Origin of the sequence: Tabrizicola fusiformis, from assembly GCF_013328815.1 — a bacterium.
Classification (GTDB): Bacteria; Pseudomonadota; Alphaproteobacteria; order Rhodobacterales; family Rhodobacteraceae; genus Fuscibacter.
Genome location: NZ_JABUHN010000008.1, coordinates 58,586 through 79,345, shown reverse-complemented (window position 1 = coordinate 79,345; position 20,760 = coordinate 58,586). Strand labels below are relative to the sequence as shown.

Here is a 20,760-nt window from a genome sequence, read left to right as displayed (position 1 = left end):
GCAATATTGCCCATCCTGACTTCACCCGACGTTAACCCTTCCTTCACCAATGCCGCGCCAGACTAGGGGCATGGCGAATCCCGGTTTCCACGAACAGGCCCTCCCCCTCTTCCCCCCGCCGGGGGATGAGGATGAGGCGGTCGCCAGCGCCCTCCCTGGCAAGCTCCCCTCCTATATCCTCGATCACCGCAAACGCCTGCGCAGCCGCTTCATGGACGGCGGGGCAGCGGCGATGCCGGATTACGAGTTACTGGAACTGGTGCTGTTCCGGGCGATTGCCCGACAGGATGTGAAACCGCTGGCGCGGCTCTTGCTCGACACGTTCGGCGATTTCAACCGTGTGGTCACGGCGCCCCCCGCCCGTCTCATGGCCGTCAAGGGCGTGGGGGAGGCGGTGGTGCTGGAACTGAAGATCGTCGAGGCGGCAGCGCAGCGGATGATGCGGGCCCGGGTGATGAACCGGCCGGTGCTGTCCTCGTGGAACGCACTTCTGGACTATTGCCACACCGCCATGGCCCACCGCGAGACCGAGCAGTTCCGCATCCTCTTCCTTGACCGCAAGAATGTGCTGATCGCGGATGAGGAGCAGGCGCGCGGCACGGTTGATCATGTGCCGGTCTACCCGCGTGAGGTGGTCAAGCGGGCGCTGGAACTGAACGCCAGCGCGCTGATCCTTGTGCATAACCATCCTTCGGGCGATCCGACGCCTTCGGAGGCCGATATTTCGATGACCATGCAGGTGCAGGAGGCGGCGCAGGTGCTGGGCATCACCCTGCATGACCATCTGATCATCGGCAAAAGCCGTGAGCTTAGTTTCCGGTCCGAGGGGTATCTTTGACGAAGGCTGGTTTCAGCCACAACTCCACCCGCCGGTTCAGGCGCCGCCCGGCGGCGGTTTCGTCGCAGGCCATCGGCAGCGCCTCGCCAAAGGCTTCGATCCGGGGCAGTTGCGCTTCGGTCAGGCCGGGCGCTGCGGCATTCAGCGCCAGCAGCACGCGCAGTGCCCGGTCCCGCGACAGGTCGAGATTGGCCGCCGCCACCCCTGACCCATCCGAGAAACCGGCGAGGATCAGCGTTTCGTCGCGGAATTGCCCAGCTTCCAGCAACCGGGCCAGATCGGCGAGGTTCTGTTGCGAATGGCGGTCCAGTTCGGTTGATCCATCCTGAAAGCGGAAGGTGAAGGACAACCGCTCGGCCCCGTCCATCAGGTTCACCAGCCGTTTGAGGTCGTCCAGCGTGGTTTCGTCGCCCGCGCCCTGAATGGCGTTGATCAGGCGAAGCCCGTCGCGGGTCAGCGGTTCGCGCGCCGGGCCGCGGTCGATATAGCCGCCCTCGGCCACCGCGACCTGCGCCTGCGGCGTGGCCAGATACTCAAGAAACTCGCGCGCCACCAGCGGCAGGCGGCGGCGTGGTGTCAGCAGATAGACCGGCAGGGTCAGCGGGTAATCCTCGGCCTTGACCGCCAGCGGGTCGGGCAGCAGGGGAAAGCCGCAACTGTCCGACAGCGGCAGCGGCTTGGCGGGCCCCGCGCTGGCCCGGCCGGTGACGGCCAGCGCCCATGGGTCGCGCGCCACGGCTTCCGCCAGGCTGGCAAGGTCGCGGTGGGTGACGGTCGCTGCACTTTCACGGCCCAACCGGGCGGCAAGGGCTGCGGAAAGGTCACTGTCGGCGGTCAACCCATGCAGCACCAGGGGCATGTCGGGGCCGCCCACTTCGGCCCAGTTCGCCACCTCTCCGGCCAGCGCGCGGGCAAGGTCGGGGGTGGAAATGCCGGGCGTCGGATTGTCGGGCGCCATGATCGGTATCAGCGCATCCAGCGCCACGGCACGGCTGCCGAAATCGGGCTCGGTCGCGGCGGCGAGCATCAGCTCGGCACGGCCCGCCAGAATTTCCGAGCGGGCCTCGGACGGGGGCAGGGGGCGAAAGCTGAATTCGGCAAGGATCTTGCCGGTGGCGGGATCAACCAGCACGGTGGCATCCTCGGGCCTTCTCGCGGGGGTCAGGATCAGCCCCTGCGCCCGCGAAAAGGCGGCGATCAGCGGCGGCAGCATCTGGCGCCCCGGATCGGCGGCGCCGACAATGCGGATCACCGATTTCGGCGCGGTCAGATCGGGGCAGGCCGGCCCGTCGCAGATCACCCCGGCGGCGTCCACCGTCAGCGGGCCATAGGCGCTGTCCACGCGGTAGAACTCGCCGTCAAAGCCCTGCAGCCTGCCCGAGATGGCCAGCGCACCGTCGCGCGATGTCAGGGTGACATCCTGCGCCACCGCCGGCCCGGCAAAGATAAAAAGAAGCGCGGCAAAGCCTGCCGCGCGTCTTGCAATGGCTTTCATCAAACGCCCGCCCGACCTCTAGTTCGCGGCGGCGATATTCATCTGGGGGGCAAGATTCTTCAACACCAGATAGTCGCCCACGGCGTCACAATCCGGCATCGCCAGCGTCAACTCGGTCACCGTGGCCTTGCCGCCCAGCGAGGCCAGCGTTTCGCCCAGAATTTCGCGGCCGCAGGTGGCTTTGCTGACCCCCGCCTCGACCACGACATCGGCCTTGGCGGCAGGATCGGCGGGGAAGGTATAGATTTCGGCCAGAAGCGGCGCCGGTGCCGCCGGATCGCCCAAGAGGGTGATGTAGCCTTGGCCGGCTTTCAGCGCCTCGGACGGGGTGCGCGGGTTGGCCGCCGACAGATCGCCCGGCTGGCCATAGGCGGCCCCGCCTTCGAAGGCGTGAAGCTGAAAAGCGTCGTCACCCTGCCACTGCACGCCAAACCGGCGCAGTGCGGCCAGATCGGGCAGGCTCACCTGCGCCTCAACCCGACTGCCGTCAACGAAAACGGCGGTCACCTTTGCCTCGGTCTCAAGGCCCGGCAGGCCGGTGAAAAGCGCGCCCGAAGCGGTGGTCATCGCGGTGACGGCCAAACCGGCATGTTGCAGGATCACCCGCTCATTCTCGTGGCAGCGGGCCAGAAGGGTGACGCCGATCATCGCCCGGGGTTCCGGCACAAGGTCAAGCGTGGCGGTGCAATCGGGCAGGGCCGCTGGCACCTCGGCCAGAACCGGCGCGGTCTCGACCGGCGCGGGCGCTGGTGGTGCAACCGGCACCGCAGGGGTGATTGCGGTCAGGGCGGGATCGGGGGTCGGGGCAGGCGCCGGGGCGGTGGCCTCGGGTCCGGCGGCGACGGTCTGCACCGCCTTGGGCTTTTCCCGCAACTCGGCGGCGGGGCGCTCTGCCGGGGCCTTGCCCGCCGAGCGGCTATGCACCAGATGCCCGGCGCCAAGCGCGATGGCCGCCACGGCGGCAACGCCTGCGATTCTGCGTTTCAAGTCCATGTTTGCCCCCATCAGGCGATTTGACAGGCCGAAGATGGCGGTCAAACGCGGCGGCGGCGTGGCAAAAGCGGGGAATGTTTCCAGCGCCGGCGGCAAAAGCAAGGCGGGGCGGCCGAAGCCGCCCCGTCAGGTCATGCCAGCTTGCCGTGGCAATGCTTGAACTTCTCGCCCGAACCGCAGGGGCAGGGGTCATTGCGCGAAGGATTGCCCCAGGTTGCCGGGTCGGCCTCATCGAAACCGGCCAGAACCGGCACGCGGGCCTGCGCCGAAACCTGTGCGGGTGCTGTTGCCGGGGCAGCAACAATCCGGGGCGCCGCGGCGGGCTGCTGCCGCGCCTCTTCGGCGGCGGCTTGCTGCGCCTGGAACTGTGCCATCATCGCGGCCTGCTCTTCGGCGCTGATCGGGCGGATCATCGACAGCTTCTGCGTCACGTCCTGCCGCAGCGAATCGAGCATATGTTCGAACAGGGTGAAGGCTTCAGTCTTGTATTCGCTCAGAGGATCGCGCTGGGCATAGCCGCGGAAGCCCACGACCGAGCGCAGATGTTCCAGCCGCAACAGATGTTCGCGCCATTTGCCGTCGATGGTTTGCAGCAGGATCTGCTTTTCGATCTGGCGCATGGTGTCATGGCCAAAGATCGCCTCTTTCTCGGCCATCATGGCATCCGAAGCTTCGGTTACCCGCCGGCGCAGAGCGTCTTGGTCCACACCCTCTTCGGCGGCCCAATCGACCACCGGCAGATCGAGGTTCAGCTTGTCGCGCAGCGCGTCACGCAGACCCTCGGTGTTCCAGGCGTCGGGATAGGTCTTGGGCGGCAGGTATTCGTCCACCACGTCATCGACCACCGCGTGGCGCATGTCCTGCGCGATTTCGGCCAGCTCGTCGCTTTCCATAATTTCCATGCGCTGGCCGAAGATCGCCTTGCGCTGGTCGTTCATCACGTCGTCGAATTTCAGAAGCTGCTTGCGGATGTCGAAGTTGCGGCCTTCAACCTTGGCCTGCGCCCGTTCAAGCGATTTGTTGACCCAAGGGTGAACGATGGCCTCGCCTTCCTTCATCCCCAGCGAGGACAGAACCTTGTCCAGACGCTCGCTGCCGAAAATCCGCATCAGGTCATCTTCCAGCGACAGGAAGAAGGCCGAGCGCCCCGGGTCGCCCTGACGGCCCGAGCGGCCGCGCAGCTGGTTGTCGATCCGGCGGCTTTCGTGACGTTCGGTGCCCAGCACGAAAAGACCGCCCGCTTCAAGCACGCGGGCCTTTTCGTCGGCATGTTCGGCTTCGATCCGGGCGCGCACCTCGTCGGGGTGCAGGTGGGGGTCGGCGGCGATGGCCTGCATCACCTTCAGCTCCACATTCCCGCCAAGCTGGATGTCGGTGCCGCGGCCGGCCATGTTGGTGGCGATGGTCACCGCGCCGAACTTGCCGGCATCGGCGACGATCTGCGCCTCTTGCTCGTGCTGGCGGGCGTTGAGGACGTTATGCGGCACGCCCTCTTTCTTCAGCATCTCCGACAGGAATTCGGATTTCTCGATCGAGGTGGTGCCGACAAGGATCGGCTGCCCCTTGGCATTCGCCTCTTTGATGGTCTTGACGATGCCTTCATACTTTTCGCGCGCAGTGCGATAGACGGCGTCGTGTTCGTCCTTGCGCTGCACCGGGCGGTTGGTGGGCACTTCGACCACGCCCAGCTTGTAGATTTCCATGAACTCGTCGGCTTCGGTCGCCGCCGTGCCGGTCATGCCGCCCAGCTTGTCATAAAGCCGGAAGTAGTTTTGAAAGGTCACACTGGCCAGCGTGACGTTCTCGGGCTGGATCGCCACATGTTCCTTGGCTTCGATGGCCTGATGCAGACCTTCGGACAGGCGGCGGCCGCGCATCATGCGGCCGGTGAATTCGTCGATCAGCATCACCTCGCCGTCGCGCACGATATACTGCTGATCGCGGTGGAACAGCGTATGCGCCCGCAGCGCCTGCGTGACATGGTGAACAAGGGTAGAGCTTTCCGGTTCATAGAGGCTCTGCCCGGGCGGCAAGAGGCCGGCCTCGTGCAACAGCTTTTCGATGAACTCGTTGCCGTCGTCGGTATAGGTGACGTTGCGGGTTTTCTCGTCCACCTTGTAATGCGCATCGGTCAGCGAGGGGATCAGCAGATCGACCTTCTGGTAAAGCTCGCTACGGTCCTGGCTCGGCCCCGAGATGATCAGCGGCGTGCGCGCCTCGTCCACCAGAATCGAGTCCACTTCGTCCACGATGGCAAAGTTGTGCCCGCGCTGGGCCATCTCTTCGATGCTGCCCTTCATGTTGTCGCGCAGATAATCGAAGCCCAATTCGTTGTTGGTGGCATAGGTGATGTCGGCGCGGTAAGCCTCGCGCTTTTCGGCGTCCTGCTGATAGGGGTAGACCACGCCGGTCGTCAGACCCAGTTGGGCATAGACCTTGCCCATCCATTCCGCGTCGCGCTTGGCCAGATAGTCGTTGACAGTCACGACATGCACGCCCTTGCCGGTCAGTGCGTTCAGATAGGCCGGGAAGGTGGCGACAAGGGTTTTGCCCTCGCCGGTGCGCATTTCGGCGATATTGCCCTGATGCAGGAAGATGCCACCCTTGAGCTGCGTGTCAAAGGCCCGCAGACCCAGCGCCCGCTTGGCAGCCTCGCGGCAATTGGCAAAGGCCTCGGGCAGGATCGCATCCAGATCCTCGCCGTCGTCCTGAACCCGCTTCTGGAATTCGCGCGTCTTGGCGATGATCCCCTCATCGGTCAGCGCAGCGAATTCCGGCTCAAGCGCGTTGATCTTCGCCACCAGCGGCCGAATGGACTTTACCTTGCGGTCATTCGGCGTGCCGAAAACCTTCCGCGCGAGCGCACCTAGACCCAGCATGTTTTCTCCGACTGGCCAATCCGTGACGTGATCGTGTGTGGCTCTGGCCTTGCCCGCCCCTTCGGCCTTCCCTAGAAGGGCTCTCAAGGCCGGGCGGCCCGTCGCACGCGACCTGTGCGATGTAAGGGGAAGCCCCGCCATAGTCAACGCTGCGCCGGGTCGCAGCAGCATCAGGAGAGTGTGAGATGGCGAAAGCGATGCAATTCCTGGCCGGGGCGGTGCTGGCCCTGGGCCTGGCCCTGCCGGTCGCGGCCGAAGAGGCGCCGACGGCGGCCACCGTCGTTGCCGTGGTGAACGGCACCCCGATCACGCTGGGCCACATGATTGCCGCCCGTGAAAGCCTCCCGGAGCAATACAAGTCCCTGCCCGCCGATGTGCTGTTCAAGGGCATTCTCGACCAGTTGGTGCAGCAGACCGTGTTGCAGCAATCCGCCGAAGCCGGCCTGACCAAGCGCGACCTTCTCCAGCTTGAGAATGAGCGTCGCGGCTACATCTCGGGCGTGGCGCTGCAGGGTGTGGTGGCCGGTGCGGTGACGGATGAGGCGCTGCAGGCCGCCTATGATGCCCGCTTCAAGGATGCCGCGCCGCAGACCGAATATTCCGCCGCCCATATCCTTGTGGACAGCGAAGAGAAGGCCAATGAGCTGAAAACCCAACTCGAAGGCGGCGCCGATTTCGCCGAACTGGCCAAGGCCAATTCGACCGACACCGGCTCGGGCGCCAATGGCGGCGATCTGGGCTGGTTCGGGCTTGGCATGATGGTGAAACCCTTCGAGGATGCCGTTGTGGCCGCCGAAGTCGGCAAGGTCTCCGGTCCGATCAAGACCGATTTCGGCTGGCACCTGATCCTTGTGAAGGAAACCCGCATCGCCGCCGCCCCGACCCTTGACGAGCTGCGCGACGAACTTGCCGCCGAGATTGAGCAGAAGGCAGTCGAGGCGAAAATCGCCGAACTGACCGCCGCCGCCAAGATCGAAAAGCCCGGCGAGGGGATTGACCCGGCGCTGCTGGGTGACCTTACTCTGCTCGACAAGTAACCGCGCGCGGGAGGCGACGGAGATGGACAAGAAGGAATGGAAGGCCAAGGCCAAGTCCCTGAAGAAACAGCTTGAAAAGCTGGCGTCTGATGGGACGGCCGCCGTCGGCGCGGTGGTGGAAGAGGTAGTCGAGGCGGTGAAGAAGGCCGCCAAGCCGGTCTCTCCGCTTGCCCCGGCCAGCTTTCCCGCCCTTCCCCGTATCGCCGGGGCCGAATTCGCCGCCGCCGAGGCGGGGGTCAAGTATCTCAACCGCAAGGATGTGATGCTGGTCCGCCTTGCCCCCGGCACGGTGATCGCAGGGGCCTTCACCCGGTCCTCCACCCGCTCGGGCTGCGTCCGCGATTGCCAGACCAAGCTGGCGGCCAAGGTTCCCGCCGGGGCCGGGGCCGCCATCGTGGTGAACTCGGGCAATTCCAACGCCTTCACCGGCGCGGTGGGCGACAAAGCTGTGGCAGAGGTCACAGGCGGTGTGGCCGCCGCCCTTGGCCTGCCCGCCAGCCGGGTCTTCTCCTCTTCGACCGGGGTGATCGGCGAGCCGCTGCCCTATGAAAAGATCACCGCCGTCATTCCCGCACTGACCGCCGCGCTGACCGAAGACGCCATCGAGATGGCGGCCCATGCCATCATGACCACCGACACCTTCCCCAAGGGCGCCGCCGCGACGGTCGAGGGTGAGGGCGGCACGATCCACATTTCCGGCATCGCCAAAGGCTCGGGCATGATCGCGCCGGATATGGCGACCATGCTGGTCTATATCTTCACCGATGCCAAAATTCCCGCCGCCGCGCTGCAAAAGATCGTCTCGCGCAATGTCGGTGAGACGTTCAATTCCATCACCGTGGACAGCGACACCTCCACCTCGGACACGCTTCTGGTGGCCGCCACCGGCCAATCCGCCGCCGCCGAGGTGAAGGGGGCCACCGCCAAGGCTTTTGAGACCGCCCTGCGCGGCGTGATGATGAGCCTGGCGCATCAGGTGATCCGCGATGGGGAGGGCGCGACGAAATTCGTCGAAGTCCGGGTGACCGGCGCCGCCTCGCCCGAGGATGCCCAGCGGGTTGCCTTGTCGGTCGCCAATTCGCCGCTGGTGAAAACCGCCATCGCCGGCGAAGATCCGAACTGGGGCCGCATCGTGGCCGCCGTCGGTAAATCCGGCGCCGAAGCCGACCGTGACCGGCTGTCGATCCGCTTCGGCGATATCCTTGTGGCGCGCAACGGCTGGCGCAATCCGGCCTACCGCGAAGAGGATGGCGCGGCCTATATGCGGCAATCCGAACTGGTGATCGGTGTCGATCTGGGTCTGGGCAAGGCGAAACGCTCGGTCTGGACCTGCGACCTGACCAACCGCTACATCGAGATCAACGCCGACTATCGCTCCTGATCCTGCGCATTTGCACCTTTTGAAATACTCCGGGGGTCCGGGGGCTGGCCCCCGGGCGTTCCAACAGGAGCCGGCCCATGAAAGTTCTTCTCGTCACCGCCGTCGCGCTGATTGATGCCGAAGGCCGCGTGCTTTTGGCTCAACGCCCGGAAGGCAAGTCACTCGCCGGTCTGTGGGAATTCCCGGGCGGCAAGGTGGAACCCGGCGAAACCCCCGAGGCCGCCCTGATTCGGGAGCTGAAAGAAGAGCTGGGCATCGACACCTGGAAGTCCTGTCTCGCGCCGCTGACCTTCGCCAGCCACAGCTATGACGACTTTCACCTGCTGATGCCGCTCTTCGCCTGCCGCCGCTGGGAGGGAATCGCCCAAGGGCGTGAGGGGCAGCGGCTGGCCTGGGTGCGTCCGCAGGCGCTGCGCGATTACCCGATGCCGCCTGCCGACCTGCCGCTGATCCCGATCCTGCGGGATTGGATCTGACGGGCCGCGATTTCCTGTTCGGTTTTTTCAAAACTGACACAAAAACTATGTTCAGCCGCAATTTCCGCGTTACAAATAAGCAGACAGCTTTTCTTGGGGGAGAGAGCGGATGCTGCGGACGATTTCTGTTGGAAGTTGCGTTTCGGTGCAGGGGCTGATGGTGGCCCAATTGGCCGATGGCCGGATTGCCGTGAAGGTCGATGACAAGACCTTTGTCGGGCGCCCTGTGCCGGTGGTGCGCGCATCCTGAGATCGCAAAGCCGCAATGAAAAAGGCCGGGGCAGCATCACGCGCCCCGGCCTTTTCGTTTGTTCTGGCGTCAGGCCAGCCTGTATCAGGCCAGCTTGCGCTTGACCTCTTCGCGCTCGAAGATTTCGATGACATCGCCTTCGCGGACATCTTCGTAACGCTCGAACGCCATGCCGCATTCCTGACCCGAGATGACTTCCTTCACCTCGTCCTTGTAGCGCTTCAGGGTCTTCAGCGTGCCTTCGTGGATCACCACGTTGTCGCGCAGCAGACGCACCCCGGCCGAGCGGCGTGCAACGCCTTCGGTCACAAGGCAACCCGCCACATTGCCGACGCCGGTGATCTTGAAGACCTCCTTGATCTGCGCATAGCCGATGAAATGCTCGCGCACTTCGTTCTTCAACAGGCCCGAGGCCGCCTGTTTGATATCGTCGAGCAGGTCGTAGATGATCGAGTAATACCGCAGCTCGACACCCTTTTGCTGGGCCGAGTTGCGCGCCGTCGCATTGGCCCGCACGTTGAAGCCGATGATCGGTGCATTGCTGGCTTCGGCCAGACCCACATCCGAATCGGTGATCGCGCCGACGCCGTAATGCAGCACGCGCACGCGCACCTCGTCGTTGCCGATCTTCTCCAGCGCCTGCACGATCGCTTCGGTCGAACCCTGAACGTCGGCCTTGAGCAGCACCGGCAGTTCCGAAACCGACTGGTCCGCCTTGGCCTTGGCCATGAGCTGTTCCAGTGTGGTCGCGGCCCCGGCGGCAGCGCGTTTGTCTTTGGCGGCTTTCTCGCGGTAGTCGGCGATTTCACGCGCCTGCGCTTCGGTTTCGACCACGTTCAGCGTATCGCCCGCCGAAGGCGTGCCCGACAGGCCCAGCACCTCAACCGGAACCGAGGGACCAGCCTCCAGCACGGTTTCGCCCTTGTCGTTGATCAGAGCGCGCACCTTGCCCCACTGCTCGCCGACGACAAAAATGTCGCCTTTGCGCAGCGTGCCGTTCTGCACCAGAACCGTCGCAACCGGGCCGCGGCCCACGTCCAACTTGGCCTCGATGACCGCACCCTGTGCCGCGCGGGCCGGGTTGGCGCGCAGTTCCAGAATTTCCGCCTGCAGCGCGATGGCTTCCAGCAGATTGTCCAGACCCTTGCCGGTCTTGGCCGAAACCTCGACGTCCTGCACGTCGCCCGACATCGCCTCGACGACGATTTCGTGCTGCAACAGATCGGTGCGCACCTTGGTCGCATCGGCGCCGTGCTTGTCCATCTTGTTGATGGCCACGATCAGCGGCACCTTGGCGGCCTTGGCGTGGTTGATGGCTTCGATGGTCTGCGGCATGACGGCATCATCCGCCGCCACCACCAGCACCACGATATCCGTCACCTGCGCGCCGCGGGCCCGCATCGAGGTAAAGGCGGCGTGGCCGGGCGTGTCGAGGAACGACACGAGGGCCCCGCTGGGCGTCTTGACCTGATAGGCGCCGATATGCTGGGTGATGCCACCGGCTTCGCCCGAAACCACATTGGCATGACGGATCGCATCCAGAAGCGAGGTCTTGCCGTGGTCAACGTGGCCCATGATCGTGACGATCGGCGGGCGCGGTTGCAGGTCTTCGTCGCGGTCCTTGACCGTGTCGATCACCTGTTCCACGTCGGCATCCGACACGCGCACGGCGCGGTGGCCGAATTCCTCGATCACCAGTTCGGCGGTATCGGCGTCGATGGCCTGATTCATGGTGACCATCATGCCCATCTTCATCAGGCTCTTGACCACATCGGCGGCCCGTTCGGCCATCCGGTTGGCAAGTTCGCTGACAACGATGGTTTCCGGCAGTTGCACGTCGCGGGCCTGCTTTTCGGGCTTGTTGAAGCCCATGGCCTTTTGCCGTGCCTTTTCCTGCTTGCGCTTCATCGCGGCAAGGCTGCGCTGACGGCCGCCCTCGTCCGAGACGGCATCCGACAGGGTCAGCTTGCCGGCGCGGCGGCCTTCGTCGCCCTTGGTCTTGTTGCCACGGTCACGCTCTTCGCGCTCGCGGTCGGTCTTGCGCGGGGCAAGGCCGGGCTTGGCGCTGGCGGGGCCGCGGTCGGCATCCGTCGCGGCGGGGGCCGCGGCGTTGGCGCCGGGGCGCGGGCGGCTGGCGCCCCGCTCGGCGGGCTTTTCTTCGGCGGCCGGTTCCGGCGCAGGCGCAGCCGGCTGGCGGCGCTGGGTGCCCAGAATGTCGGCCTTGCGTGCGGCGGCCTTGGCCACCGCCTCGGCGGCAGCTTCCTGACGGGCGCGCTCTTCCTCTTCGGCCTTGGCACGAATAGCGGCTTCGCGGGCACGCTCTTCGCGTTCCTTCGCCTCGATCTCTTCGCGGCGGCGCTGGCGCTCTTCCTCGCGCTGACGCTCTTCCTCGGCGCGGCGGGCGTTGTCTTCCTGCTCACGGGCCTTGGCCTGACGCAGCGCCGCGAGGCGGCGCTCCATCTCGGCGTCCGAGATGCCTGCGGGCCGCTTGGACGGGTCACCCAGATGCGCGTTGCTGCCCGACGCCCCAGCGGCCCCACCCTTGGCGGGTGCTGCCGGCACGACCACGCGCTTACGCTTGGTCTCGACCACGACAGCATGTGTCCGGCCATGGGAGAAGCTTTGCTTCACCTGACCGGAACGCGGTGCGCCACCCAGGCCGAGGGGTTTTTTGCCGTCTGTATCGCTCATGCGTCCTACGTATCCTTCAAGGCGGTCTCGCCGCCATCCTGCTGCCCGGTTTGCCCACGCACCCCAGCCAGCCTTGCCGCTTCCTCTACAACACGCGTCGTGAGTCCACCAGCCGCAAGCGCGGCGTGTATCGCACGTTCGCGCCCGAATGCCAAACCCAATTCCCCGGCGGTCAGACAGCCGATAAAACTGTTGCGTCCGTCGGGTGCGTGCAGCTTTTCCTTGCCGCGTTCCGAGCCGTCGCTGGCCTGAATCAGCACCCTTGCGCGGTTCTTCACCAGCCAGTCCTTGACCTTCTCGAACCCGGTCACCGCATCACCCGCCTTGCGGGCAAGCGAGATCAGATCGACCACCCGCCGCGCCAGAAGCCCCTCGACCATGGCCGACAAACCACCGGCGCCCAGACCTTCGGGCAGCTTCACCGGCTGGCGCGCGGCGCGGGCGAACAGGCCCTTGGCCGCAGCCTTGTCGATCATCGCGCGGTCAGCGCTGACATAGATGCCGCGCCCCGGCAGGCGGTTCAACAGGTCCGGCACGATGGTTCCATCCGGGCCGATGCAGAACCGCACCAGCCCCGCACGGGGCTGGCTTTCGCCCGAGACGATGCACTTGCGCTCGGGGTCGTCGTGGTCCTTGTCCCGGCCGCCGCGTGTCACGGGCTTACCCGAGGCCGATCAGGCCCCGGCCTCCTCGTCTTCGGCGTCATCCTCGGCCACTTCGGCTTCGGTCGGATCAACCCAGCCCAGCATGACGCGGGCGGTCATGATCAGGGTCTGCGCCTCTTCCAGCGACATCTCGAACTTTTCAAGCAGGCCCTCGTCCTTCTTGCGTTGGCCGTTCTCGGTGGTCCAGCCGCCGGCCAGCTCCCAGTCGGCGCAGGTGGCGAAGTCTTCCAGCGTCTTGATGCCGTCCTTGGCCAGCACTTCCAGCATCTGCGGCGTCAGGCCCTCAAAGTTCATCAGGCTTTCGTCCAGACCCAGGGCGCGGGCGTTTTCCAGTGCCTTGCGGGCCTGCTCTTCAAGGTAATCCCTTGCGCGGGCTTGCAATTCATCCGCCGTGCCCTCGTCGAAGCCGTCGATGGACAAAAGCTCGTCCTGCTCGACATAGGCGACTTCCTCAAGGTTGGTGAAGCCTTCGGCGACCAGAAGCTGCGCCATCATCTCATCGACATCCAGCGTGTCCATGAAGAGCTTGGTGCGCTCGGCGAACTCGGCCTGACGGCGGGCCGATTCCTCGGCTTCGGTCATGATGTCGATATCCATGCCGGTCAACTGGCTGGCCAGACGCACGTTCTGGCCGCGGCGGCCGATGGCCAGCGAAAGCTGTTCATCCGGCACCACGACCTCGATCTTGCCGGCCTCTTCGTCGAACACGACCTTGGAAACCTCGGCCGGTTGCAGCGCGTTCACAAGGAAGGTGGCCTGATCGCCGTTCCACGGAATGATGTCGATCTTTTCGCCCTGAAGCTCGTTCACCACGGCCTGCACACGGCTGCCGCGCATACCCACGCAGGCGCCGACCGGGTCGATCGAGTTGTCATAGCTGATCACAGCAATCTTGGCGCGCGAACCCGGGTCGCGGGCGACGGCCTTGATCTCGATGATGCCGTCATAGATCTCGGGCACTTCCATCTTGAACAGCTCGGCCATGAACTGCGGGTCGGTCCGCGACAGGAACACCTGCGGGCCGCGCGGCTCACGCCGGACATCCTTGATGTAGCAACGGATGCGGTCGCCGGGGCGATAGGCTTCGCGGCCGATCTTTTCGTTCCGGCGCAGGATGGCTTCGCCGCGGCCGATGTCCACGATGATGTTGCCATATTCCTCGCGCTTGACCTGACCGTTGATGATCTGGCCCTTGCGGTCGCGGAATTCTTCATACTGGCGGTCACGCTCGGCTTCGCGGACCTTCTGCAGAATCACCTGCTTGGCCGATTGCGCGGCGATCCGGCCCAGATCGACCGGGGGAACCTCGTCCACCACCTCGTCGCCGATCTGCGGGTCGGCGAGATAGGATTTGGCCTGTTTCACCGTCAATTGGGCGTGGTGATTCTCCAGCGCCTCATCTTCGACCACGGTGCGGATGCGGGCAAAGGTGGCGCGGCCGGTCTTGCGGTCGATCTTCACCCGGATGTCCATTTCGGCGCCATAGCGCGACTTGGCGGCCCGGGCGAGGCTGTCTTCCATCGCCTGGATCACCAGTTCGGGGTCGATCATCTTCTCGCGCGCAACCGCCTCGGCGGTTTGCAGAAGTTCAAGCTGGTTGGCAGAGGTAATCGCCATCGGTCGCTCCCAGGCTTAGTGTTTGGTTGCTTCGGGGGGCTCTTCGTCCTCCCCGTCGGTTTCTTCGATCTCGTCGAACTCGCCCTCGGCGGGTTCATGGGTCTTCTTCTGCCGCAGCATCTCGGCGATCAGCTCGTCCGTCAGGATCAGCTTGGCATCTGAAAGCCAGTCGAATTTCAGGCCGATGGTCACCTGCTCGGCGCCCTCGTCCAACTCGATCAGAACTTCGTCGCCCTCGACCCCCATCAGCCCGCCCTTGAAGCGGCGGCGACCGTCGATCAGTTCGGTGGTCTCGATCCGGGCTTCCCAGCCTTTCCAGACCTCGAAATCCTTCAGCCGGGTCAGCGGGCGGTCGATGCCGGGCGAGGAGACTTCCAGAATATAGTTGTCTTCCAGCGGATCTTCCACGTCCAGCACGGCGGAAACCGCGGTGGAAATGTCGCCGCATTCATCCACGCCGATGCCACCTTCGGGGCGGTCGGCCATGATCTGCAGAATCCGGGTTTTGCCGCCCATCAGACGGATGCGCACCAGCTCGAACCCCAGCCCCTCGATGACGGGGCCGACGAGGTCCGCAAGGCGGCGGTCGATGGCGGTCTTGGCGATCAGGTCGGACATGGGGGTTCCAGAAACAAAAAAGCGGGCCAGCGGCCCGCCGTGACGTTCGGTAGCTTCAGGTTTGGACCCTGAAACCGCTGTTGCAGGCCATATACGCCTGAACCCCCCTGAATGCAAGGGGCGCGTCAGAGCAGCCCGGTGATCATCATCCGCGTGGCCGTGATCTTGGCCCCCGATGCCGTCTTGCCCACCATGACGAACTTGCGCTTCTTGGATTCCTCGATGCCCAATTGCAGCTCTTCGTTCACGTCCAGCGCGTTGCGGCTATACCAGACCAGTTGCAACGTATTGTAGGCGCGCGGTTTCTTGGTGCAGACGCCCTTGGTCACCATCGGGCCGTCCACCGGCGGGGCCGACAAGATCGTGGGTTTTTCCGAAGTGCAAAGCACCCGACCATCGGCGCCGAAGTAGTAATACCATTGTTCGGTCTTGCCGATCTTCACATCCCACCAGCCGCCTTGCCAGTATTCCACCCGTTTGCCGGTGGCGAGCAGCGCGCGCATACTGACCCAGCCCTGAATTCCGGGCACCGGCCAGCCGCGCACCTTGCGTTCGATCGCGTCAAAGCCGGTCGAGGGGCCGCCCTGACCCGATTCCACCGTGTAAAGCGAACCTTCCTTGAAATAGAGCGCCACCCCCATGTGGTTGGTCGCCACGCCGTTCTGGTCCGGCGACGGCGCGAAGACGCGGAAGATGTCGCCATATTCCGGCGTCTGCCCGGCATCGGCGCGCACCCAGCAATGGCCCTTGCCCATGCGCGTCAGGTAATCGGCGATGTCGAACCGGCCCACGCCATCATTCTTGTCCTCGGCGACATAGCCCATGGCATTGGCGCATTTGGTGCAGAATTCGTTGCAGGTGGTGGTGCGGTTGCCCGGATCGGACCATTTCTCCAGCAGGCCGCGGTGGGTGTAGCCGGTATACCGCTGAAACGCCGGCTCTTCGAGAACGCCCTTCAACTCGGTCGCCTGCGCCTTGGTGAAGGGCGGGGTCAGCGTCTTGGACCCGGGTTTCATCGACGACAGCTTGCCGCCGCCATAGGCCGGAATATCGGTGAGAAAGCTTTCCAGCTTTTTCTGATACTCTTCTGTCAGCTCATAATCACTCATCGCGGCCTCGGAAATAAAGGGGCGCCTGCCGGGAAACGGCCTTAAATTGTTGGTCACAGTGCTACAGCTTGCCCCGCCGATCAAGCGCGCTGAGGGGCCGGGCCGGAAAACCCGACCCCCCGGGTTCTCGCCCAGGTTCTTGCGCAGCGGGCGGGTTCGGTGCAGCTTTGGTGCAAGGGGGCGACCCCGATTTTTCATCAGGGGGTTCACATGAACATTCAAGACCTCGTGGGCGGCAACGCGGTATTCCTCGCGCTGGCGATCCTGATCATCATTGCCATCTTCAAGGCGGTGCGCATTGTGCCGCAATCCGAGAAATTCGTGGTCGAGCGGTTCGGCCGCCTGCGCGCGGTTCTGGGGCCGGGCATCAACTTTACGGTGCCCTTCCTTGACCGTGTGGCACATAAGATCACCATTCTGGAACGCCAGTTGCCCACCGCCAGCCAGGACGCCATCACCGCCGACAACGTGCTGGTGAAGGTGGAAACCAGCGTGTTCTACCGCATCACCGAACCGGAAAAGACCGTCTACCGCATCCGCGATGTGGACGGCGCCATTGCCACCACGGTTGCCGGGATCGTGCGGTCGGAAATCGGCAAGCTGGAGCTGGATCAGGTGCAGTCGAACCGCGCCCAACTGATCGAACGGGTCCGCGATCAGGTCACGGCGATGGTCGATGACTGGGGGGTCGAGGTGACCCGGGCCGAGATTCTGGACGTCAACCTTGATGAACAGACCCGCGCCGCCATGTTGCAGCAACTGAACGCCGAACGCGCCCGCCGCGCGCAGGTGATGGAGGCCGAGGGCAAGAAGCGTTCGGTCGAACTGGCCGCCGATGCCGACCTTTATTCGGCCGAGCAGGCCGCCAAGGCCCGCCGCGTGACAGCCGATGCCGAAGCCTATGCGACCGGCGTGATTGCCGTGGCGATCAAGGAAAACGGGCTTGAGGCGGCGCAGTTTCAGGTCGCGCTGAAACAGGTCGAAGCCTTGCAGGCGGTGGCAAGCGGTCAGGGCAAGCAGACCATTCTGGTTCCCGCCAATGCGCTTGAGGCGTTCGGCGATGCCTTCAAGATGCTGAAAGGGCGTGTGTGATGTGGACGGTCTGGTGGGTCTGGCTGGTGGCAGGTTTCGCGCTGGGCGTGCTTGAGATCCTTGCGCCCGGCTTCATCTTCCTTGGCTTTGCCATCGGCGCGGTTGCAACGGGGATACTGCTGGCGATTGGCCTTCTGGGCGGTAGCCTGCCGATTCTTCTGGTGGTCTTCGCCGCGCTGTCGCTGCTGGCGTGGTTCGCGCTGCGCGCCACGATGGGCGTGCATAAGCATCAGGTGAAGATCTGGACCAAGGACATCAACGACCAGTGACCACAGGGGCGGTCCGGCGCAGGGGCGCCGGACCCGCTCAGGTCCGGCCCAGTTTCGCCAGCCGCGCCGCGCGCAACTGCGCGAAATCCTCGCCCGCGTGATAGCTTGAGCGGGTCAGTGGCGTCGCCGAGACCATCAGGAAGCCCTTGCCATAGGCCGAGGTTTCATAGGCTTTGAATTCATCGGGGGTGACGAAACGGTCCACCCGGTGATGTTTCGGCGTGGGTTGCAGATATTGGCCGATGGTCAGGAAATCGACATCGGCGGCCCGCATGTCGTCCATCACCTGACCCACGCCCTGACGGTCTTCGCCCAGACCCACCATGATGCCGGATTTGGTGAAGATCGTCGGGTCCAGTTCCTTGACCCGCTGCAACAGCCGCAGGCTGTGGAAATACCGCGCGCCGGGGCGGACGGTGGGATAAAGCCCCGGAACGGTTTCAAGGTTGTGGTTGAACACATCCGGTTTGGCCGCGACCACCTGTTCCAGCGCCTCGGGGGCGCATTTCAGGAAATCGGGAGTCAGGATTTCAATGGTGGTGCCCGGGCTGCGGTGGCGGATGGCGCGGATGGTCTGGGCGAAATGTTCGGCCCCGCCATCCTTGAGGTCGTCGCGGTCCACGCTGGTCACCACGACATGTTTCAGGCCCAGCTCGCTGACGGCATGGGCGACCTTGCCCGGCTCGAACGCGTCCAGCGCATTGGGCTTGCCGGTGGCGATGTTGCAGAAGGAACAGCCACGGGTGCAAATCTCGCCCATGATCATCATGGTGGCGTGACCTTGGCTCCAGCATTCGCCGACATTGGGGCAGCCTGCCTCTTCGCAGACCGTCACCAGCTTTTTCGACTTCAGGATGTCGCGCGTCTGCTTGTAGCCTTCCGAGGTCGGCGCTTTGACGCGAATCCAGTCCGGCTTTTTCGGTTGGGCGTTGTCGGGCCGGTGCGCCTTTTCGGGGTGACGCTCGGCGGGAAGCTTGAGGTCGCGCAACGGAAATTCCCCCTGACCAGATGTCTTCCCTCCACATAGTCTTTGCCGGACCCGATGGCAACGGCGGCGGCCCTGCGGACACGCCTTGGCCCCATGCGCCAGACGGGAAGGTGGAACAGCTAAGAGGGTAGGGTTATGACAAAGAAGCTGATCGCCGAGGGCCTGGGGACATTGATCCTTGTGCTGTTCGGTTGCGGGGCTGCGGTGCTGATGGGCGCGCAGATCGGAATGCTGGGGATCGCGCTGGCCTTCGGGCTGGCGATTGTTGCGGCGGCTTATGGGCTTGGCGCGATTTCGGGGGCGCATCTGAACCCGGCGGTGTCGCTGGGGGTGCTGTTGGCCGGGCGCATGACGGCGGCGGAATTTGCAGGCTATGTCGTGGCGCAGATCCTGGGGGCCATTGTCGGCGCCGGTCTGCTTTATGCCATCGCCAGCGGCGCGCCGGGCTATGATATCGCGGTGAACGGGCTGGGCCAGAATGGTTATGGTGCGGGCTATCTGGGGGAATATTCCCTGACCTCGGCGCTGATTTTTGAAGCTGTGATGACCTTTCTGTTCGTGACGGTGATTCTGGGGGCGACCGGCCCGGGTTCGACCGCAGGCTTTGCCGGGCTGGCCATCGGGCTGACGCTGGCGGCGATCCATCTGGTGGGGATCAATGTGACCGGGGTTTCGGTGAACCCCGCCCGGTCGATCGGGCCGGCGCTGTTTGTCGGCGGCAAGGCGATGGCCGATCTGTGGGTGTTCATCGTGGCGCCGCTGGCCGGTGGCGCTTTGGCGGGCATTGTGAATGCGGCGGGCCTTACCCGCGCCTGATGCGACAATGACGGCCTTGCACGGGCCGCGTGAAGACGGTTTCCTTGCGGAAGTTGGGCGGCCTTGATCCCGATCAAGGCCGCCTTGCCGTATCGGGTGGATATCCGGTGCGACCCGACAGGAAACCATGATGACCGCTGCCCCCCTTGCCCTTGCGCTTCTTGCGCTGCTGATCACCCCCGGACCGACCAATTCGCTTCTGGCGCTGTCGGGCGCGCGGGCGGGGCTGTGGCCCTCGCTGCGGCTTATTCCGGTTGAGTTGGCGGCCTATCTGGCGGTGATCGCGCCGCTTTTGATCTGGGGGGCGCCCTTGGTGGCGCAACTGCCGTTGCTGCGTCCGGCACTGGCGGCCGGGGCGGCGCTTTGGGTGGCATGGCTGGCGCTGCGGCTGTGGCGGATGCCGCCTGCGGCACCGGGCGGCGCGCAGGCGGTAACGGCGGGCAACCTTGCGCTGACGACGCTGTTGAACCCCAAGGCACTGGTCATGGCCTTGGTGCTGATGCCGGGGCTGAATGCGCCCGGCGCGGCTCTGGCGATCTTTGCGGCGGTGATGCCGCCTGTCTCGCTCTTGTGGATCACGCTGGGCGCCGGGGTTCTGTCGCGCACGGGGCGCTGGCTGAACCGGGGTTCGGCGCTGTGGCTGGCGCTTCTGTCGGTGCTGCTGGCGGCGCGGGCGATGGCGGGCTGACCCGGCTGCGGCCTTGTCATCCGGCCCGGCAGCCGCCATCCTTGGCCTGTGCAGCGCCAAGGACATCCCATGCCGATCACCGATCTGAAAAGCCATTTCGCCCAAGGCGGAACCGCCGTGAACGGCTGGTGCGCCGTTCCCTCGCCCGTCACCGCCGAGATCATGGGCCGCGCCGGGTTCGACATGGTCACGGTCGATCTGCAACACGGGCTGATCGACTATCAGATGGCGCTGACCATGTGTCAGGTCTTGCAGGGTCTGCCCGCCCCGGTTCTGGCCCGCGTGCCGTGGAATGAGCCGGGTATCTTGATGAAATGCCTGGATGCCGGGTTTGCCGGGGTGATCTGCCCGATGATCAACACCGCCGAGGATGCCCGCCGCCTTGTGCAATCCACCCGCTATGCGCCGCTGGGGTCACGGTCCTTTGGCCCCACCCGGGCCAATATGGTTCACGGGCCGGGTTATGCGAAGACGGCCAATGACGCGGTGCTGGTGCTGGCGATGATCGAAACCCGCGAGGCGGTGCAGAATCTGGACGCCATCCTTGCGGTGGAGGGGATTGATGGCATCTATGTTGGCCCGTCCGACCTTGGCCTGTCCATGGGGCATGAGCCGACGCTGGACCCCACCGCCCCCGAAGTGATCGAGGCGATCGGTGCCATCGTTCGCCGGGCCCGGGCGGGGGGGCGGATTGCCGGGATTCACACCGGCTCCACCGCGATGATCCGGCGGATGCAGGCGCAGGGCTTTCACTTCGCAACGCTGCTGACGGATGTGCGAATCCTTGCCAGCGCCCTTGCCGGACATCTGGCGGAGCTGAACGACACCACGGCGCAGACGGTGGCCGGTTACTGAGGC

At 64.8% G+C, this 20,760-nt stretch carries 19 protein-coding genes; 10 read left to right on the top strand and 9 right to left on the bottom strand.

Annotated elements, in window-relative coordinates; genetic code table 11:
• Positions 1–70 precede the first annotated feature (70 nt).
• A complete protein-coding gene (gene radC, locus HS053_RS13955) occupies positions 71–838 on the top strand; it encodes a RadC family protein (protein ID WP_174211871.1) in 768 nt (255 codons plus the stop codon).
• Here the strand turns inward: radC and HS053_RS13950 are convergent.
• From HS053_RS13950 to secA, 3 genes are all read right to left on the bottom strand, one after another.
• The gene (locus HS053_RS13950; RefSeq protein ID WP_174211870.1) at positions 810–2,333 is read right to left on the bottom strand and encodes a phosphate ABC transporter substrate-binding/OmpA family protein; all 1,524 of its coding nucleotides are present in this window, start codon (positions 2,331–2,333) and stop codon (positions 810–812) included. The two genes, radC and HS053_RS13950, sit on opposite strands and share 29 nt — an antisense overlap.
• An 18-nt stretch (positions 2,334–2,351) precedes the next feature.
• Positions 2,352–3,326, bottom strand: coding sequence for a hypothetical protein (locus HS053_RS13945; RefSeq protein WP_174211869.1), 975 nt, complete (start codon positions 3,324–3,326; stop codon positions 2,352–2,354).
• Between the two features lie 131 nt (positions 3,327–3,457).
• Positions 3,458–6,205, bottom strand: coding sequence for a preprotein translocase subunit SecA (gene secA, locus HS053_RS13940; RefSeq protein ID WP_174211868.1), 2,748 nt, complete (start codon positions 6,203–6,205; stop codon positions 3,458–3,460).
• A gap of 185 nt (positions 6,206–6,390) precedes the next feature.
• Between secA and HS053_RS13935 the strand changes: the two genes are divergently transcribed.
• From HS053_RS13935 to HS053_RS13920, 4 genes are all read left to right on the top strand, one after another.
• On the top strand, positions 6,391–7,242 hold the full coding sequence (locus HS053_RS13935) for a peptidylprolyl isomerase (RefSeq protein ID WP_174211867.1): 852 nt from the start codon (positions 6,391–6,393) through the stop codon (positions 7,240–7,242).
• 22 nt (positions 7,243–7,264) lie between these two features.
• The gene (gene argJ / locus HS053_RS13930) at positions 7,265–8,623 is read left to right on the top strand and encodes a bifunctional glutamate N-acetyltransferase/amino-acid acetyltransferase ArgJ (RefSeq protein ID WP_174211866.1); all 1,359 of its coding nucleotides are present in this window, start codon (positions 7,265–7,267) and stop codon (positions 8,621–8,623) included.
• A 77-nt stretch (positions 8,624–8,700) separates the two neighbouring features.
• Complete coding sequence (locus tag HS053_RS13925) at positions 8,701–9,099, top strand: (deoxy)nucleoside triphosphate pyrophosphohydrolase (RefSeq protein ID WP_174211865.1); 399 nt, start codon at positions 8,701–8,703, stop codon at positions 9,097–9,099.
• Between the two features lie 109 nt (positions 9,100–9,208).
• A complete protein-coding gene (locus HS053_RS13920) occupies positions 9,209–9,349 on the top strand; it encodes a hypothetical protein (RefSeq protein WP_174211864.1) in 141 nt (46 codons plus the stop codon).
• An 84-nt stretch (positions 9,350–9,433) separates the two neighbouring features.
• Here HS053_RS13920 and infB read toward each other — a convergent pair whose 3' ends face one another.
• The 5 genes from infB to HS053_RS13895 form a co-directional block, all read right to left on the bottom strand.
• Positions 9,434–12,040, bottom strand: coding sequence for a translation initiation factor IF-2 (gene infB, locus HS053_RS13915; RefSeq protein WP_174211863.1), 2,607 nt, complete (start codon positions 12,038–12,040; stop codon positions 9,434–9,436).
• Between the two features lie 5 nt (positions 12,041–12,045).
• Entirely contained in the window at positions 12,046–12,696 is a 651-nt protein-coding gene (locus HS053_RS13910; protein ID WP_174211862.1) for an RNA-binding protein, read from the bottom strand.
• A gap of 18 nt (positions 12,697–12,714) precedes the next feature.
• Positions 12,715–14,322 carry a transcription termination factor NusA gene (gene nusA / locus HS053_RS13905; RefSeq protein ID WP_174211861.1) on the bottom strand — a complete coding sequence of 536 codons (1,608 nt, stop codon included), beginning with the start codon at positions 14,320–14,322 and terminating at the stop codon, positions 12,715–12,717.
• A 15-nt stretch (positions 14,323–14,337) separates the two neighbouring features.
• Positions 14,338–14,940: a ribosome maturation factor RimP gene (gene rimP / locus HS053_RS13900; protein WP_174211860.1), complete on the bottom strand. Its 603-nt coding sequence runs from the start codon at positions 14,938–14,940 to the stop codon at positions 14,338–14,340.
• A 125-nt stretch (positions 14,941–15,065) separates the two neighbouring features.
• Positions 15,066–16,049: a hypothetical protein gene (locus tag HS053_RS13895; RefSeq protein WP_174211859.1), complete on the bottom strand. Its 984-nt coding sequence runs from the start codon at positions 16,047–16,049 to the stop codon at positions 15,066–15,068.
• 210 nt (positions 16,050–16,259) lie between these two features.
• Between HS053_RS13895 and HS053_RS13890 the strand changes: the two genes are divergently transcribed.
• A complete protein-coding gene (locus tag HS053_RS13890; protein WP_174211858.1) occupies positions 16,260–17,141 on the top strand; it encodes an SPFH domain-containing protein in 882 nt (293 codons plus the stop codon).
• A complete protein-coding gene (locus tag HS053_RS13885) occupies positions 17,138–17,410 on the top strand; it encodes an NfeD family protein (protein ID WP_174211857.1) in 273 nt (90 codons plus the stop codon). The genes HS053_RS13890 and HS053_RS13885 overlap by 4 nt, the downstream gene beginning before the upstream one ends.
• A 37-nt stretch (positions 17,411–17,447) precedes the next feature.
• Here the strand turns inward: HS053_RS13885 and lipA are convergent, their stop codons facing one another.
• Positions 17,448–18,398, bottom strand: coding sequence for a lipoyl synthase (lipA, locus tag HS053_RS13880; RefSeq protein WP_174211856.1), 951 nt, complete (start codon positions 18,396–18,398; stop codon positions 17,448–17,450).
• 135 nt (positions 18,399–18,533) lie between these two features.
• Between lipA and HS053_RS13875 the strand changes: the two genes are divergently transcribed.
• From HS053_RS13875 to HS053_RS13865, 3 genes are all read left to right on the top strand, one after another.
• On the top strand, positions 18,534–19,214 hold the full coding sequence (locus tag HS053_RS13875; RefSeq protein WP_174211855.1) for an aquaporin: 681 nt from the start codon (positions 18,534–18,536) through the stop codon (positions 19,212–19,214).
• Positions 19,215–19,344: 130 nt separating this feature from the next.
• Complete coding sequence (locus tag HS053_RS13870) at positions 19,345–19,902, top strand: hypothetical protein (RefSeq protein WP_174211854.1); 558 nt, start codon at positions 19,345–19,347, stop codon at positions 19,900–19,902.
• A 69-nt stretch (positions 19,903–19,971) separates the two neighbouring features.
• The gene (locus HS053_RS13865; protein ID WP_174211853.1) at positions 19,972–20,757 is read left to right on the top strand and encodes an HpcH/HpaI aldolase family protein; all 786 of its coding nucleotides are present in this window, start codon (positions 19,972–19,974) and stop codon (positions 20,755–20,757) included.
• The last annotated feature ends 3 nt before the right edge of the window (positions 20,758–20,760 follow it).